This is a genomic window from Streptomyces sp. M41, from assembly GCF_043673425.1.
In the GTDB taxonomy this organism is placed as follows: domain Bacteria; phylum Actinomycetota; class Actinomycetes; order Streptomycetales; family Streptomycetaceae; genus Streptomyces.
In genome coordinates, this window is sequence record NZ_JBIMKE010000004.1 from 39,481 (window position 1) to 54,560 (window position 15,080).

General features: G+C 72.0%; 14 protein-coding genes. 7 read left to right on the forward strand and 7 right to left on the reverse strand.

Going from position 1 to position 15,080, the window contains the following annotated elements; genetic code table 11:
- Positions 1–81 precede the first annotated feature (81 nt).
- Positions 82–1,500 (reverse strand): HEAT repeat domain-containing protein, encoded by a 1,419-nt coding sequence (locus tag ACHBTE_RS06690; RefSeq protein WP_394722520.1) that lies wholly within the window; start codon positions 1,498–1,500, stop codon positions 82–84.
- Positions 1,501–1,800: 300 nt separating this feature from the next.
- Positions 1,801–2,193, reverse strand: a complete 393-nt coding sequence (locus ACHBTE_RS06695; protein WP_394722521.1) for an ankyrin repeat domain-containing protein — start codon at positions 2,191–2,193, stop codon at positions 1,801–1,803.
- 412 nt (positions 2,194–2,605) lie between these two features.
- On the opposite strand from ACHBTE_RS06695, the gene ACHBTE_RS06700 reads away from it, so the two are divergent.
- Positions 2,606–2,800: a hypothetical protein gene (locus ACHBTE_RS06700; RefSeq protein ID WP_004002760.1), complete on the forward strand. Its 195-nt coding sequence runs from the start codon at positions 2,606–2,608 to the stop codon at positions 2,798–2,800.
- Positions 2,801–2,840: 40 nt separating this feature from the next.
- Positions 2,841–4,493, forward strand: a complete 1,653-nt coding sequence (locus tag ACHBTE_RS06705; RefSeq protein WP_394722522.1) for a hypothetical protein — start codon at positions 2,841–2,843, stop codon at positions 4,491–4,493.
- Between the two features lie 131 nt (positions 4,494–4,624).
- Here the strand turns inward: ACHBTE_RS06705 and ACHBTE_RS06710 are convergent, their stop codons facing one another.
- Positions 4,625–6,124, reverse strand: a complete 1,500-nt coding sequence (locus ACHBTE_RS06710; protein WP_394722523.1) for a PLP-dependent aminotransferase family protein — start codon at positions 6,122–6,124, stop codon at positions 4,625–4,627.
- 99 nt (positions 6,125–6,223) lie between these two features.
- On the opposite strand from ACHBTE_RS06710, the gene ACHBTE_RS06715 reads away from it, so the two are divergent.
- The 4 genes from ACHBTE_RS06715 to ACHBTE_RS06730 all read left to right on the forward strand — a co-directional run bounded on the left by ACHBTE_RS06715 (position 6,224) and on the right by ACHBTE_RS06730 (position 9,742).
- Positions 6,224–6,880 (forward strand): YitT family protein, encoded by a 657-nt coding sequence (locus ACHBTE_RS06715; RefSeq protein WP_394722524.1) that lies wholly within the window; start codon positions 6,224–6,226, stop codon positions 6,878–6,880.
- Positions 6,877–7,647 carry a glycerophosphodiester phosphodiesterase gene (locus tag ACHBTE_RS06720; RefSeq protein ID WP_394722525.1) on the forward strand — a complete coding sequence of 257 codons (771 nt, stop codon included), beginning with the start codon at positions 6,877–6,879 and terminating at the stop codon, positions 7,645–7,647. The genes ACHBTE_RS06715 and ACHBTE_RS06720 overlap by 4 nt, the downstream gene beginning before the upstream one ends.
- A 56-nt stretch (positions 7,648–7,703) precedes the next feature.
- Entirely contained in the window at positions 7,704–9,089 is a 1,386-nt protein-coding gene (locus tag ACHBTE_RS06725) for an MFS transporter (protein ID WP_394722527.1), read from the forward strand.
- Between the two features lie 278 nt (positions 9,090–9,367).
- Positions 9,368–9,742 (forward strand): RNA polymerase-binding protein RbpA, encoded by a 375-nt coding sequence (locus ACHBTE_RS06730; RefSeq protein ID WP_003977404.1) that lies wholly within the window; start codon positions 9,368–9,370, stop codon positions 9,740–9,742.
- 336 nt (positions 9,743–10,078) lie between these two features.
- Here ACHBTE_RS06730 and fxsA read toward each other — a convergent pair whose 3' ends face one another.
- From fxsA to ACHBTE_RS06750, 4 genes are all read right to left on the reverse strand, one after another.
- Complete coding sequence (fxsA, locus tag ACHBTE_RS06735; RefSeq protein ID WP_394722529.1) at positions 10,079–10,636, reverse strand: FxsA family membrane protein; 558 nt, start codon at positions 10,634–10,636, stop codon at positions 10,079–10,081.
- Between the two features lie 75 nt (positions 10,637–10,711).
- Positions 10,712–11,536 carry a polyprenol monophosphomannose synthase gene (locus tag ACHBTE_RS06740; RefSeq protein WP_394722530.1) on the reverse strand — a complete coding sequence of 275 codons (825 nt, stop codon included), beginning with the start codon at positions 11,534–11,536 and terminating at the stop codon, positions 10,712–10,714.
- A gap of 591 nt (positions 11,537–12,127) precedes the next feature.
- Positions 12,128–13,729 (reverse strand): amidohydrolase, encoded by a 1,602-nt coding sequence (locus tag ACHBTE_RS06745; protein ID WP_394722532.1) that lies wholly within the window; start codon positions 13,727–13,729, stop codon positions 12,128–12,130.
- Positions 13,730–13,894: 165 nt separating this feature from the next.
- A complete protein-coding gene (locus tag ACHBTE_RS06750) occupies positions 13,895–14,335 on the reverse strand; it encodes an Lrp/AsnC family transcriptional regulator (protein WP_016434164.1) in 441 nt (146 codons plus the stop codon).
- 268 nt (positions 14,336–14,603) lie between these two features.
- Between ACHBTE_RS06750 and ACHBTE_RS06755 the strand changes: the two genes are divergently transcribed.
- Positions 14,604–15,038, forward strand: coding sequence for a hypothetical protein (locus tag ACHBTE_RS06755; RefSeq protein WP_394722533.1), 435 nt, complete (start codon positions 14,604–14,606; stop codon positions 15,036–15,038).
- Positions 15,039–15,080 lie beyond the last annotated feature (42 nt).

The following is a 15,080-nucleotide window of genomic DNA, read 5'->3' on the forward strand; positions in this document are numbered from 1 at the left end:
TGACCCGCAGGTCACCCCGCGTTCACCCGGCGCCCGGATCTCCTCGCCGTGCGCCGCGTGGACACCTGTCCGGCCCGATGCTCAGCCGGCGGTCGCGTCGGGTCCGATCCTGCTGCGTACGGCCGTCTGGACCTCGGCCTCCTCGGCCGGGTCGGCGGCGAGCCTGCGCAGCCGCTCCACGACACGGGTGTCACCGGTCTCGGCGTGCCGGGCGGCGATCTCGCGGGTGGTCTCCTCGCAGTCCCAGAGGCACTCGACGGCGAATCCGGAGGCGAAGGAGGGGTCGGTGGCGGCCAGGGCGCGGGCGGTGCGGCCTCGTAGGTGGGAGGAGGCGGTCTCGCGGTAGATGTGGCGCAGGACGGGGGCGGCGCAGGCGATGCCGAGCCGTCCGGTGCCGTCGACGAGGGCCCACAGGGTGGGCGCGTCGGGGCCTTCGCCGCGGACGGCCTCTCGTAGGGCCGCGAGGACGAGGTCCTTGTCCTCGGCGCCGCCCCGGCAGGCCAGCATGCGTCCGGCCGCGGCGCCCAGCGGGTCGGGCCGGTGGGCCCAGCCACGCGCGCGGTCGACGGCGGTGACGCTGCGCATGCGCTCGAAGGCGTCGACGGCGGCCTCCACGACCAGCGGTGAGCCGGTGACCACGGCTGCCTCGATCAGGTCGAGGGCGTCCGGATCGTTGCTGTCGGCCAGGTAGCGCAGCGCCGTACAGCGGGCTCCTTCGGTGCCGTCCTGGGCCGCGGCGACGATCTCGGGCCGGTCCTCGGGGCCCGCGACGGCGACGAGGCACCGCGCGGCGGGCACATGGAGCGCGGCACCGCGCTCGACGCCCTGCTGGGCCCACTCGAAGACCGCCTGCACGCTCCACCCCGGGCGGGGCCCGGTAGGCCGCATCTGCCGCTGCCAGCGGTCGAAACAGCCGGCCTCCTGGGCGGCACGCACGCGCGTGGCGATCGACTCGCGCGGATCCTCGGCCCACAGCCGCCACGGCCGTGGCTCGAAAGCGTCGCGTACGGCGGTGGCCAGTTCGGCCTCGCCCTCCGGATCGGCCGGGAAACGCGCCAGCACGGGAGCGGCCAGGGCACGCAGCCCGGCGTCGTTGTCCCTGAGCGCCAGTTCGTCCAGGGCCCAGGCCCAGTTGGAGCCCGAGGCGGCGTACCTGCGCAGCAGTTCGAGGGCGTCCCGCCTGCCGTAGGAGGCGAGGTGACCGAGGACGGCGAGGGCCAGCCCGGTGCGTGCCTCGTCGGCGTCGAAGGTGTCCTCGACGTCGAAGAGGTGGGCCTCGATGTCGTCCAGCTCGCCGTTCAGGTCGAGGTAGAGACGGGCGTAGTACAGGGAGCGGTTCTCCACCTGCCAGTCGTGGCGGGGGTCCCGCAGCACACAGTGGTTCAGGGCCGCGAGCGCCTCGGCTCGCGGGGCGGTGAGCGCGTGCAGTGTGCCGTCGCCACGGCCCCTCTGGAGCAGGCCGAGCAGCGTACCGCTGGGCGCTATGACCGGTTCGAACATGGGAAACAGCCTCACATCAAGCGTCGACGCAACCGGGGTTCTTGCTTCACCTGGCCGCGTGACAACACGTCGGGGCGCCCGCCGTTTCCTGCTTGCTGTAGACCATCTTCCTCTGCCTCTCGTAGGTGGCCCGTGCGGACCGATCACGGCCCGCGCGGTGCGGCAACACCTGCCCAGCCATCGCGTCCGTGAATCACGACGTCATGATGACTCGGCACTTCCGTCTGCCGCGACCGAAATTTCGGCGGCCCTGTACCGCCTCCCCCGTTTTCCGTGTTTTCGCTGGTCAGATCTGTCGGATCAGTGTGCGTCGAACAGTTCGACCAGTTCCGTCTTTCCGAACATACGAGCGGTGTCGACGGCCGACGGGGTGCCCGCGGCCGGGTCGGCACCGCTTTCGAGCAGAACCTTGATCACTTCCGTCTCGCCCTTGAATACGGCACCGGCGAGGGGGGTCTGGCCCCGGTCGTTGACGCGGTCGGCCTCGGCGCCCCGCTCGAGCAGGGCCCGGACCGCGTCGGCGTGGCCGTGGTAGGCGGCGAGCATGACGAGGGAGTCACCGCGGTCGTTGGTGAGGTTGGCCGGAACACCCGCGTCGACATACGCCACGAGCGGCTCGGTCTGCCCCTGCCGGGCCAGATCGAAGATCTTGGTCGCCAGCTCCACGACCTCGGGGTCGGGGGCATCAGTCATCGGCCGGACCGCCTCTCACTACGAACACGGGGACTGCGGGGAACTACTGGTACTGCTGGAACCATTGGCACTGCTGGGTACTGCTGGAACTTCTGGAACCGCTGGGCACTACTGGGACCGCTGGAACCACCGAGCACCGCGGGGAGCACAGGCACGGCCGGCGAGCGGTGCTCGGCCGTACGAGTGATTCGCCAGGGTACTGGCTCGCGCGGCACATGACCCGATGCGCCCGAGGCAAAGATCATCGCAGACACGGGCGGACGCGAGTCCCAAGCTCATCCGCCTCAAGACACTCCGCCACCCGGAGGAAATCTGCCGAATTTCACCCAGTTGCACCTTTTATCGTATGGATACATCCTGTGAGCCTGGAAGTACTCATGGTGACTGTCCCCACCCAACCAGGAGCACTCACATGATCCTCTCCATCTCAGGCGTCGTCCTGCTCGGCATCGTCGTCTTCATCTTCTTCCGCAAGGACGGACTGAAGGCGTCCCACGCCCTGATCTCGGCCCTGTTCGGCTTCTACCTGGCGAGCACGGCGATCGCCCCGAGCATCAAGGCCGGTGGCGAGAGCCTGGCGAGCCTCCTCGGCGGCATCCAGTTCTGACGCCGCACCTCCCGCCCGTACGCACCTGTAGGAGACAGCAGTGGCCCGCCGCCCCCTCCCCCGCATCCTGAGCACAGGCACCGAGCAGCTCGCCCGGAGCCGGGAGCTGGCTCGGACGCAGTTCGCCCGAAGCCGGGAGCTGGCCCGGACGGCGGGCGACAGCGCCTCTGACGTCCTCCACCCGCTGATCACGATCACCCGCGGTCTGCGCCGGCTGGCCTCGGCCGGGCGGCGCAAGTGGGCCGAGACGCCCAAGGACCGGCGTGGGCCACTGCTGTTCATGGTGGCCTCGGTGATCTTGGTCGTGGCGCTCGTGCCGTACGGCCCGCTGCTCGCCGTCATCACGCTGATGGCGGCGGCAGCCTGGCACGGCCGGGACCGTAAGCCGACGGCTCCCGAGGGCCCCGACGAGTCCCAGACCGAGCGGCTGAGATCCCTGTACGAGGCGCTCGTGCCGTACTTCTCCGCCGCCGACGACCCGGCGCCGCTGTTCACCCACGCCGGGGACTGGGACAAGGCGTTCCCCGAGTACGAATTCGACGGCACGGGACGCATCAGCGCCCTCGTGGTCCGCTACCCCGCCTACTTCACCGACGGCGAGCCCCAGGCACGCGCGCGTATCGAGCACCTGCTGGCCGCCAAGTCCGGCCGTGGCCGGGAGTACCACTTCGCCTGGGACGAGGAAGGCAACGAGCTCACGGTCACCGCCCTCGCGCCGCTGCCCCTCGACATCGCCGCCCAGCGCTTCGTCACGACCCCGGGCGAAACGGTTCTGGGCTTCACCGACCCCACCCAGGTCCAGCGCACGCTCCCCCTCACCCACGGCGAGGAGCAGCGCGACGTACCGCCGGTCGTCTGGCGCACCGGCATCCGCTCCACCGAGCCGCATCTGCTGGTCATCGGCCAGCCCGGCAGCGGCACCTCCACACTGCTGCGCTCCGTCGCCCTCCAGGCCCTGCAGTACGGCGACGTCGTCATCGTCGAGGGTGGCAGCACCGGCGAGTACGCCTGCCTGACAGGGCGCGACGGCGTCCTCGCGGTCGAGTGCGGGCTGGCCGGGGCGCTGGCGAGCCTGGAGTGGGCCGCGACGGAGACGGAGCGGCGCCTGATCGCGATCAACCGGGCCCGCCAGGCCGGCAACCCCCCGCCGGACGACACCAAGCGCCCGCTGTGGATCCTCCTGGACCGGCCGACGGCGTTCTCCCACCTCGCCGCGGCGGACGACCGCAAGGACCCCCAGTCACTGCTCCAGGTCCCGCTCCGGCACGGCCGCGCCGCCGGGGTGACGGTCGTCGTGGCCGATCAGTGGGACGCCATGGACGCCCTGAGCGACGCCGTCCGACAGCACACCCGCGCGCGTGTCGTGCTCGGCCCGGCGACGAAGGGGCAACTGGAGATGGTTCTGGGCGCCCTGCCGCACACCACTCCGGTCACCGACGTCCCGCCCGGCCGCGGTTACGCCCGCCTGGGCAGCGGCCCGGTCCACCGCCTTCAGGTCCCGGCCACCCCGGACCCGTACGACGACGCGACGAGCGAAGCGCACCGGCAGGCAGTGCTGGACCTGTTGCCGCCCCGGACGACACCGGTGGAGGAGGACACGCTCCCCAAGCTGAACCTGGAGAAGGCAGCACAGAACCGGGAGCCGGAACCGGAGCCGGTACCGGCGGAGGCAGTGGTGGCCGAGACGTCGTAGGACTGGCGAGGCGGGCACCCCTGACCGCGAGGCGGGCGCCCCTGACCCGACACCACCCCGCCCGCGCCGCGACCTCGACACCGCCCACGCCACGAACGGCCTCGACACCGCCCACGCCACGAACGGCCGTGTCACGCCACGAACGGCCGCACCGCGTCGTTCCCGCCACTGACCCCGCTCTCCACCAGCCGCGCCGCCGCAGCCAGCCGTACCGCGGCCTCCTCGGCCACCGCACCCCCGACGGTGAACGGCAACCGCACATACCCCTCGAAGGCCCCGTCCACGCCGAACCGGGGCCCGGACGGCACCCGTACGCCCACTCGCTCTCCGGCCTCCGCGAGCCGTGACCCGGACAGACCGCCCGTGCGCACCCACAGCGTGAGTCCGCCCCGCGGCACCTCGAACTCCCACTCGGGCAGCTCGCGCCGCACCGCCGTGACGAGCGCGTCCCGGTTCTCCCGTGCCTGGCCGCGCCGCACCTCGACGGCCTGCTCCCAACCTCCCGTGCTGAACAGCCAGTTCACGCCCAGCTGCTCCAGCACGGGCGTCCCCAGATCTGCGTAGGCGCGCGCGGCCACGAGACTGCGGATCACATCGGGGGCCGCCCGCACCCATCCGATCCGCATCCCCGCCCAGAAAGCCTTGCTGGCCGAACCGACCGTGACGACGGTCGACCCCGCGGGGTCGAAGGCGCACACCGGTCGCGGCATCTCCAGCTCCGGATCGAGCCACAGCTCGCTCATCGTCTCGTCGGCGACGAGCACGGTCCCCGCCGACCGCGCCGCGTCCACCAGCCGCCGCCGCTGGTCGTCGTCGGCCAGCGCGCCGGTGGGGTTGTGGAAGTCGGCGACGACATAGGCGATGCGGGGCGCGGCGTCCCGCAGCACCTGACGCCAGCGGTCCATGTCCCACCCTGTCAGCCCCTCCGCCATGGCGACCGGCACCAGCCGGGCGCCCGCCTCCCGCATCAGCTGGAGGATGTTGGCGTAGGAAGGCGACTCGACCGCGATCCGCTCCCCGCGCCCCGCGAAGAGGTGGCAGATCGCGTCGATCGCGCCCATCGCCCCGGTCGTCACCATGATCTGCTCGGGCATGGTCGGGATCCCGCGAGCGGTGTACCGCTCGGCGATCATGGACCGGAGCGCCGGCAGCCCCGCCGGATAGTCGCCATGGGTGTGGGCGTACGGAGGCAGCTCCTCCAGGGCGCCCTGGACGGCACGGGTCAGCCATGGCTCGGGGGCGGGCAGGGCCGCACAGCCGAGGTCGATCATCGAGCCGAGCGCCTCGGGCGGCAACGGCTCCAGTCCGCGCGCGGGCAGCGGGTTCCCCGCCGGGACGGCCGTCCAGCTCCCGGCGCCGCGCCGCGACTCCAGAAAACCCTCGGTGCGCAGCGCCTCGTACGCGGCGGCCACGGTCGTACGGCTGACGGACAGCGCGAGGGCCAGCTCACGCTCGGCGGGCAGCCGCGCGGCGACCGGGACACGGCCCTCCAGGACGAGCAGCCGGACGCCGTCGGCGAGGGCCCGGTAGGCGGGCGGACGCTTGCTGCCGGGGCCGGCGGGGCGGTCCTGCTGGGAGGTGAGAAGCCGGGCGAGTTGCGTGGCACCCACCGCGGAAGTCCACTGCGCCATGATTTCCAGTCCACCTTCCCCGAATTGGCCATGGAGGCCGCCGCCTCCCAAGCCACAGGGTGTCATGCATCAGGCCACTTCCACCACAGGGGGCACGTCTTGTCCACGCAGGGGCACCTCGTACGGCGACTGTCACAGCTCTACGTCGGGCTCGCGCTCTACGGCGCGAGCTCCGCGCTGCTCGTCGAGGCGGGCCTGGGCCTGGAGCCGTGGGGTGTGCTGCATCAAGGGCTCGCCGCACGCACGGGCCTGACGATCGGTGTGGTCTCGATCGTCGTCGGAGCCGTGGTGCTGCTCCTGTGGATCCCCTTGCGCCAGCGCCCCGGTCTGGGCACCGTCTCCAACGTCTTCGTCGTGGGCATCGCCATGGACGGCACCCTCGCCGCCGTCCCCGACGCCCACTCACTGGCTGTCCGCATCCCGCTTCTCGTCGCCGGCATCCTGCTCAACGGCGTGGCCACCGGCCTCTACATCGCCGCCCGTTTCGGGCCGGGCCCCCGCGACGGCCTGATGACCGGTCTGCACCGGCGCACCGGCCGCTCGATCCGGCTGATGCGTACGGCCGTCGAGATCGCGGTCGTCGCGACCGGCTTCGCACTGGGCGGCACCGTCGGTGTCGGCACCGTCCTGTACGCACTGTCCATCGGCCCGCTCGCCCAGCTGTTCCTGCGCGTGTTCGCCGTACCCCCCCCGGCATCCGACGGCAGCACGGTCGTTGCCACCGGGCAACCCCGAGGAGCGATACTGCGTCCGTGAGCACCACGCGGATACGCCACCCCTATCTCGATCACCCCGGCCCCATCGCCTTCGCCCATCGGGGCGGGGCCGCGGACGGCCTGGAGAACACCACGCTCCAGTTCCGGCGCGCGGTCGAGATGGGCTACCGGTACATCGAGACCGACGTCCACACCACGCGCGACGGCAAGCTCGTCGCCTTCCACGACGCGACGCTGGACCGGGTGACGGACGGAGCCGGCCGGATCGCGGACCTGCCCTGGGACGACGTACGGCACGCGCGCGTGGCGGGCAGGGAGCCGGTACCCCTCTTCGAGGAGCTCCTGGAGACCTTCCCCGAGGTGCGCTGGAACGTCGACCTCAAGGCGGAGCCCGCGCTCCTGCCCTTCCTGGAGCTGATCGAGCGCACCGGTGCCTGGGACCGTGTCTGCGTGGGCTCCTTCTCCGAGGCGAGGGTCGTGCGCGCCCAGCGCCTGGCCGGTCCGCGCCTGGCCACGTCGTACGGCACCCGGGGGGTGCTCAATCTGCGGCTGCGCTCCTGGGGGGTGCCGGCCGCGCTGCGCCGCTCGGCCGTCGCCGCCCAGGTTCCTCAGGCCCAGTCCGGGATCCAGGTGGTGGACCACCGCTTCGTCCGGGCCGCCCACGCGCGCGGGCTTCAGGTGCACGTGTGGACGATCAATGATCCCGCGTCGATGCACCGGCTCCTGGACCTGGGGGTCGATGGCATCATGACCGATCACATCGACACACTGCGCAAGGTGATGGAGGACCGGGGCGACTGGAGCTGACCCGGCCGCGGTCCCGAGCCCTCGCGCGGGATCACCACGGGGAAGCGAGGGCACGGGTGGGTACCGATACCGTGCGGACGGACGCGGCCGACGACGCCGCAGGGCGACGGCGCGAGCAGCGCGGCTGGTACTTCTACGACTGGGCGTGCTCCGTCTACTCGACGAGCGTGCTCACCGTGTTCCTGGGCCCGTATCTGACGTCGGTCGCCGAGGCGGCGGCGGACGCGGACGGCTTCGTCCATCCCCTGGGCATTCCGGTGCGCGCGGGCTCGTTCTTCGCGTACTCGGTGTCCCTGTCGGTCATCGTGGCCGTCCTTGTGATGCCCCTGGTCGGCGCAGCCGCCGACCGCACCGGCCGCAAGAAGCCCCTCCTCGCGACGGCCGCCTACACGGGGGCCGCGGCGACCATGGCCATGTTCTTCCTCGACGGCGACCGCTATCTGCTCGGTGGCCTCCTGCTGATCGTCGCGAACGCGGCGCAGTCGGTCGCGATGATGCTCTACAACTCCTATCTGCCGCAGATCGCCCCGCCCGAGGAGCGCGACGCGGTCTCCTCCAGGGGCTGGGCCTTCGGCTACGCGTCGGGCTCCCTGATGCTGGTCATGAATCTGGTCCTGTACCTGGCGCACGACTCCTTCGGGGTCTCCGAGGGCACGGCCGTCCGGATCTGTCTGGCCTCGGCCGGCCTGTGGTGGGGCGTCTTCGCTGTCATCCCGCTGCGCCGGCTGCGCGACCGCCGCCGCGGCGGCGAGCCGGCCTCGCCGGGCGGCGCGAGCGGGAAGGCGTCCGCGGGTCCGACGGCCGCCGGCTTCCGGCAGCTCGCCGCGACCATCCGCGACATGCGCCGCCACCCGCTGACGCTCGCGTTCCTCCTCGCCTATCTCGTCTACAACGACGGCATCCAGACGGTGATCTCCCAGGCGTCGGTCTACGGCTCGAAGGAACTCGGCCTCGGACAGTCCACGCTCATCGGCGCCGTCCTGCTGGTTCAGGTGCTGGCGGTGGTGGGGGCGCTCACGATGGGGCGTCTGGCGCGGATCTACGGAGCGAAGCGGACGATCCTCGGCTCGCTGGTCGCCTGGACGGTGACCCTGGCCGCCGGGTACTTCCTGCCGGCTGGGGCGCCGGTGTGGTTCTTCGTGCTGGCGGCCGGCATCGGGCTGGTCCTCGGCGGCAGCCAGGCCCTGTCCCGGTCCTTGTTCTCCCATCTCGTCCCGCCGGGCAAGGAGGCCGAATACTTCTCCGCCTACGAGATGAGCGACCGCGGGATGAGCTGGCTCGGTCCGCTGCTGTTCGGGCTCACCTACCAGCTGACCGGAAGTTATCGGGACGCGATCATCTCCCTGGTGGCCTTCTTCGTCATCGGGTTCGCCCTGCTCGCGAGGGTTCCGGTGCGACGTGCGATCAGCGACGCGGGCAATCAGGTCCCGACAAGGATTTAGCGTTCCCAGTGAAAGGGCGGTAGTGTACGCGTTTGGCCTGCCAGGCGTACCGTTACTGCGCGTCAAAGATGCCGAAACGCTGTGTGACATCTGCTAGCAGATGTGACAAACCGGGCGCCGGTGGGTACGACATTGGTCAGCAAGGCTGCGGCTACGACGGCGACGCACGACCCGGAACGTGACGCGGAACGGGAATCTTTACCGCCGACCGGACGTTGACCGGATGACGACGACAGCGACACCTGTCCTGTGGGCGACAAGCCCGGGAGGCACGATTCATGAGTGAGCGAGCTCTTCGCGGCACGCGCCTCGTGGTGACCAGCTACGAGACGGACCGCGGCATCGACCTGGCCCCGCGCCAGGCCGTGGAGTACGCATGCGAGAAGGGGCACCGGTTCGAGATGCCCTTCTCGGTCGAGGCGGAGATCCCGCCGGAGTGGGAGTGCAAGGTCTGCGGGGCCCAGGCACTCCTCGTGGACGGCGACGGCCCTGAGGAGAAGAAGGCCAAGCCCGCGCGTACGCATTGGGACATGTTGATGGAGCGGCGTACCCGCGAGGAACTCGAAGAGGTCCTCGAGGAGCGACTGGCCGTTCTGCGCTCCGGGGCGATGAACATCGCGGTTCATCCCCGGGACAGCCGCAAGTCCGCGTAGTCCCTGCGGGGCCTGGCCCGGATTACCAGCAACGCGTGAAACCGCGGGTGCCGTACGTGAAAGTGACGTACGGCACCCGCGGTTTCGTGTGCGCGCGGTGGGTGATGGGCTCGGTCCGCGATGCGCGCGGTTGACTCGCGGGTGCGCGGTTGCTTCGTGGGGTGTGCGCGGCTTCGTGGGTGTGCGCGCTTCGCAGGTGCGCGGTTGTTTCGTGGGTATGCCCGGCTTCGCGGATGCGCGCGGATTCGCGGATGCGGCCAGGGGGCTCGCGCCTCCGCGTGGCGGGCAGGCCAGCGGGCCGGCGGGCCGGGTCCGGCCCCGCCTCGGCCGAACGGCTCAGCCGGTCAGCGGGGGCCGCGGCTCCTGCCGGGCGGCGTCCCCCGGCTCGTCCCTGATGACCTCGCCCTGGACGACCTTGCCGTCAGGGCGATGGATACGGGCCTGCTGGAATGCCTCGCCGAAGGAACCCGACGACGCCTCGCGCAGCTTCCGCTCGAACGTGCGCTCCGCCCGGCGGCTGACCAGCTTCTGCACCGGCGGGATCAGCAGGACCAGGCCCACCACGTCCGAGACCAGACCCGGCAGCATGATCAGCACGCCGCCCAGCATCTGCAGGCCGTTCCCACCGCCGCGCTCCGGTGTGCCGCCCCGCTGGAGCGCTTCGTTCAGGGCCTCGAAGGCGCGACGGCCGGCCCGCTTGATCACCACCGAGCCGAGCACCAGCCCGGCGAGCAGCAGCAGGAACACCGCGAGCCCGCCCGCCACGTCCGCGACCACGGTCAGCAGCCAGATCTCCAGCACCAGCCACGCGGCGATGCCCAGCGGCAGGAAGGTGCGCAGCCGGGAGCGCCGGGGCCGGGCGGGATAGGTGGGAGTCGGTGCGCCAGTCGTCATGCGTCCAGTGTGCCTGGGCTCGGCTCAGAGTGGGATAAGCGGGACGCGGCCGACGGCCGGCCGACGGTCCCGGACCTATGCCTTCGGGCGCTGCCGCGGTGCGGGCGACGACGGCTTCGGGCGGCTCAGCAGCTTGCCCACCCGCTCCCGCGCTCCCCAGGACGTGACCCGCCACAGCGCCTCGACCAGGATGTCGCGGCTCATCTTCGAGTCACCGAGCTCCCGCTCGACGAAGGTGATCGGCACCTCGACGACATGGAAGCCGGCCTTGACCGCGCGGCGGGCGAGGTCGACCTGGAAGCAGTAGCCCTGGGAGGCGACGTCGTCGAGGCCGAGGCCCTCGAGGGTCTCGCGGCGGAAGGCGCGGTAGCCGCCGGTGATGTCGCGCAGGGGCAGGTCCAGCGCGAGCCGGGAGTAGAGGCTGCCGCCGCGGGAGATGAACTCGCGGGACTTGGGCCAGTTGACGACCCGGCCGCCGGGGACCCAGCGGGAGCCGAGGACCAGGTCGGCGCCCTTGAGGGCGGTCAGCAGGCGGGGCAGTTCCTCGGGCTGGTGGGAGCCGTCGGCGTCCATCTCGATCAGGACGCCGTAGCCGTTGTCCATGCCCCAGCGGAAGCCCGCGAGGTAGGCGGCGCCCAGGCCCTCCTTGCCCTTGCGGTGCAGGACCTGGACGTGGTCGTGCTCGGCGGCGAGTTCGTCGGCGAGCTTGCCGGTGCCGTCGGGGCTGTTGTCGTCGGCCACGAGCACATGCGCGTCGGGGACCGCCTTGCGGACCCGGCCGACGATGCCCTTGATGTTCTCCGCCTCGTTGTAGGTCGGGATGATCACCAGCGCCGTGCCGAGCGGCCCGAACTGCCTCCCCCGGTCCTGTGCCGTGAGGGTCCCGTCGCCGTCGTTCACTGCTGCCCCTTCATGTCCGTACGCAGACATCCACCATAGTGGGCGCGGCCTGCACTGACGTGACAGCACGTTCGTACGGTGGTGTCGAATCCGCAAGAGCAGGGAAAGGCTGGGTTTCTGAGGTCCGGTACGCCGGTTTCGCGACTGCGGCGGTTCGGCGACTGCGCCGGTTTCGCGACTGCGGCGGATGGGGGCCCGGCGCCCTTCGGGCCGACCTGGGGCCCGCTGGCTGCGGGTCGACCGAAAGCCGTTGTCTACTGAGCGCCCGGGCCCCACCCGGGTCACACCTCCCCGACCGGCCGGAACGTTCCGTCGTCGCCGCGCGGGCGCTGAGCCTGGCTCCCAGTGGCGGTGCCCCGTGCGGCACACCGTCCCTGACCCAGCGGCGTTGCGACGGGTTCCCGGAAGTTCCGCGGTTGCCCGGTCGGGCGTCCGGTGGTGGACGCGGCCGAACCTACCGGCCTCGGACCTCCGCCTGTCAACAGTCGTCTGACCTGGGGGTTTTCCTTCAAATCCCTGGTCAGGGCAGAGGATGCGCAGGTCGCGCGACGGGGCGGCGCGCAGCTATCGGGTTCGCGCCACCCCGGGAGATCACTCGCCCGGCCGTACGAAGACCGTTCGTCCGCCCACCACCGTGCGCAGACAGACCGGGAGTTCGCGGCCCGGGGTCAGGTCGGGCAGGCCGGGGGTGCCGGAGCGGGGGTCGGTGGACCAGCGCGCGACCCGGTCGTCGGGGGCCTGGACCACCAGTTCCTCGGTGCGCCACACGGCGTAGTCGGCGGGTGCGCCGGGCACCAGGACGCCCGCGTCGTCGCGGCCGATCGCCCGCCAGCCGCCCCGCGTGTGCGCCGTGAACGCGGCGCGCACGGAGACCTGGTGCTCGGGCGTGTGATGGAAGGCCGCCGCGCGGACCGTGCCCCACGGGTCGAGCGGCGTGACCGGGCTGTCGGATCCGAAGGCGAGCGGAACGCCGGCGCGCAGCAGGGCCGCGAAGGGGTTCAGGGTGCGGGCGCGTTCGGCGCCGAGGCGCTGGGCGTACATGCCGTCCTCGCCGCCCCACAGCGCGTCGAAGGCGGGCTGCACGGAGGCGGTCAGGCCCAGCTCGGCGAAGGCCGCGACGGTGTCCGGCGTGAGCATCTCGGCGTGCTCGACACGGTGCCGGGCGGCCCGCACCCGGGCGAGGCCGACCTTCTCGGCGGCGGCCCGCACGCCGTCCACCACGGCGGTCACGGCGGCGTCGCCGATCGCGTGGAAGCCCGCCTGGAGGCCGGCCTCGGTGCAGGCGACGACGTGGGCGGCGACGGCGGCCGTGTCCAGGTAGGCGGCACCGGTGTGGCCGGCGTCGGCGTACGGCTGGTGCAGACAGGCGGTGTGCGAGCCGAGGGCACCGTCGACGAAGAGGTCGCCGGCCGCGCCGATCGCGCCCAGCTCGCGCGCCTTGCGCACGTCCTGCTCGGCCCAGTAACCGACGACGCGCGGGCCGGGTTCCAGCGCGGCCAGCCGCAGCAGTCCGGTGAAGTCGTCCTCGGAGGAGATGTCCGGCCCGGCGCACTCGTGGACGGTGCCGATGCCGAGGGAGGCGGCCCGGGCCAGGGCGGCGCGCTGGGCCTCCGCTCGCTGCGCGGGTGTGATCGCGGCCAGCGCGGTGGCGCGTACGGCATGATGGGCGTCGGCGACGAGCGGGCCGTCGGTCGCGTCGACGCCGGGCGTCAGGTCCAGCAGGGCGGTGGTGACGACCGCCGAGTGGACGTCGATGCGGGAAAGGTAGAGCGGGCGTGCGCCGGTGGCCTCGTCGAGCTCGGCGCGCGTCGGCGGGCGACCGCCGGGCCAGCGCGAGGCGTCCCAGCCGTGGCCGAGCAGGACGCGGTCGTGCGGGCGGGCGGCGGCGAAGGCACGCACGAGCGCGAGGGCCGCCTCCAGGGAGGGCACGCCGGACAGGTCGAGGCCGGTCAGGGCGAGCCCGGTGGCGGTGGTGTGCACATGAGCGTCGGTGAACGCCGGGGTGACGAGGGCGCCGTCGAGGTCGACCACCTCGTCGACGCCGTCCGCGAAGGCGTCCGCGGCCCCTTCCGAGCCGACCCAGGCGACCTGTCCCCGCTCCACGACCATCGCGGTGGCGAAGGGGTCGGCGGGGCTGTGCACTTCTCCTCGGCGGAGAAGGACGGTCTTCGGCTGCGGGCTGCGCTCACTCATGGGGACAGTCTCGCGCCTCCCCCTGACGTGCTCCGGCCAGGGGTGGCCTGCGACGCCCTGCGACGCCCTCGCAAGGGGCGGATTCCGCGGCGTGGGCACGACCGGCCGCGAGGGACGCGCGGCCGGCGGGCACAAAGTCAGCGCTGCGGCGGCCCCCGGCGGTGTTCAGACCCGCGGCGGCCGAGCCTCGTAAGGCGTCGACAACACCACCGTCGTCCGCGTGGACACCCCCGCCAGCGAACGGAGCCGGGCGAGCAGCTCCTCCAGCTCGTGCGGCGTGGCCACCCGTACCTTGAGGATGTAGTTCTCGTCGCCCGCGACACTGTGGCAGGCCTCGATCTCGGGCACCCCGGCCAGCCGGTCCGCGATGTCGTCGGGGGCACTGGGGTCGAACGGCTTCACCGAGATGAACGCGGTCATCGGCAGCCCCACCGCCTCGGGGTCCACCACCGCGGCATAGCCGCGGATGACGCCACGCTGCTCCAGCCGCCGCACCCGCTGGTGCACGGCCGAGGTGGACAGGCCCGTGGCCTTGCCCAGGTCGGTGTAGCTCATCCGCCCGTCCTTGACGAGCAGCTGCACGATCTGTCGATCCAGCTCCTCCATGGCGCAAGAACCTACAGTGCCGCTGATCTCCTGGGATACCTGAGCAGCCCAGGTCATGGCCGGTTTGTGATGTGACCGCCGGGAGGAGTTGAGCCGGCCGGGGGACAAACCGGCCGCCCGGGGCACCTGCGGGCGGCATGTGACGAACGCCACAGGTCTCGAACAGGCTCCGTGATGTTCTCGTGATTACCGCCGAGACCGGACGGGAAGTGCTTGCTGTGGTCGAGGCCGCAGCGCCTTCACGGCCCAGCCCGAGGGGGAGAACCAAATGCAGAGTCTTAAGCGCCCTGGTCGTACCGCACCCAAGCGCCTCCAGCCGGTCGCCGAGCCCGAGCCGGAGGGCGTCGAACCCGACGCCTACGACGACGAGCTCGACACCTACGACACCTACGAGATGTACCGGGTGATCTGCCCGGACTGCGCGCAGCCCATCGCGCTGCTCGCGGACGAGGAGGTCCTGCCGGAGCACGCGCTGTGCGCCTCACCGTGGAACCCGTTCGGCCTCACCGTCTGTGCCGGCACGGGCCGCCGGGCCACCGAGGCTGCGTGCGCGGACGAGTCCCTGGAGCCCCAGGAGCAGGACACCGCCCTTCTGTTGACGCTCCCTCAGGGGCTCGACTGGCGGACGCAGCCCTTCTCGCACGTCGGCGGCCCGGGCTCGCGCCCATTGCGAGTCCCGGTGATGCGGCGCGAGGCCGCCTGAGCGCACCCGGCGGCGTACGCCGGCTCGCCCGGCGTCCCGCAC

What these genes read in the sequence shown, in the direction of transcription:
- ACHBTE_RS06755 (WP_394722533.1), top strand. Translation starts at nt 14,604, where the DNA reads ATGCAGAGTCTTAAGCGCCCTGGTCGTACCGCACCCAAGCGCCTCCAG.
- ACHBTE_RS06700 (WP_004002760.1), top strand. Translation starts at nt 2,606, where the DNA reads ATGATCCTCTCCATCTCAGGCGTCGTCCTGCTCGGCATCGTCGTCTTC.
- ACHBTE_RS06695 (WP_394722521.1), bottom strand. Translation starts at nt 2,193, where the DNA reads ATGACTGATGCCCCCGACCCCGAGGTCGTGGAGCTGGCGACCAAGATC.
- ACHBTE_RS06690 (WP_394722520.1), bottom strand. Translation starts at nt 1,500, where the DNA reads ATGTTCGAACCGGTCATAGCGCCCAGCGGTACGCTGCTCGGCCTGCTC.
- ACHBTE_RS06730 (WP_003977404.1), top strand. Translation starts at nt 9,368, where the DNA reads ATGAGTGAGCGAGCTCTTCGCGGCACGCGCCTCGTGGTGACCAGCTAC.
- ACHBTE_RS06745 (WP_394722532.1), bottom strand. Translation starts at nt 13,729, where the DNA reads ATGAGTGAGCGCAGCCCGCAGCCGAAGACCGTCCTTCTCCGCCGAGGA.
- fxsA (WP_394722529.1), bottom strand. Translation starts at nt 10,636, where the DNA reads ATGACGACTGGCGCACCGACTCCCACCTATCCCGCCCGGCCCCGGCGC.
- ACHBTE_RS06750 (WP_016434164.1), bottom strand. Translation starts at nt 14,335, where the DNA reads ATGGAGGAGCTGGATCGACAGATCGTGCAGCTGCTCGTCAAGGACGGG.
- ACHBTE_RS06710 (WP_394722523.1), bottom strand. Translation starts at nt 6,124, where the DNA reads ATGGCGCAGTGGACTTCCGCGGTGGGTGCCACGCAACTCGCCCGGCTT.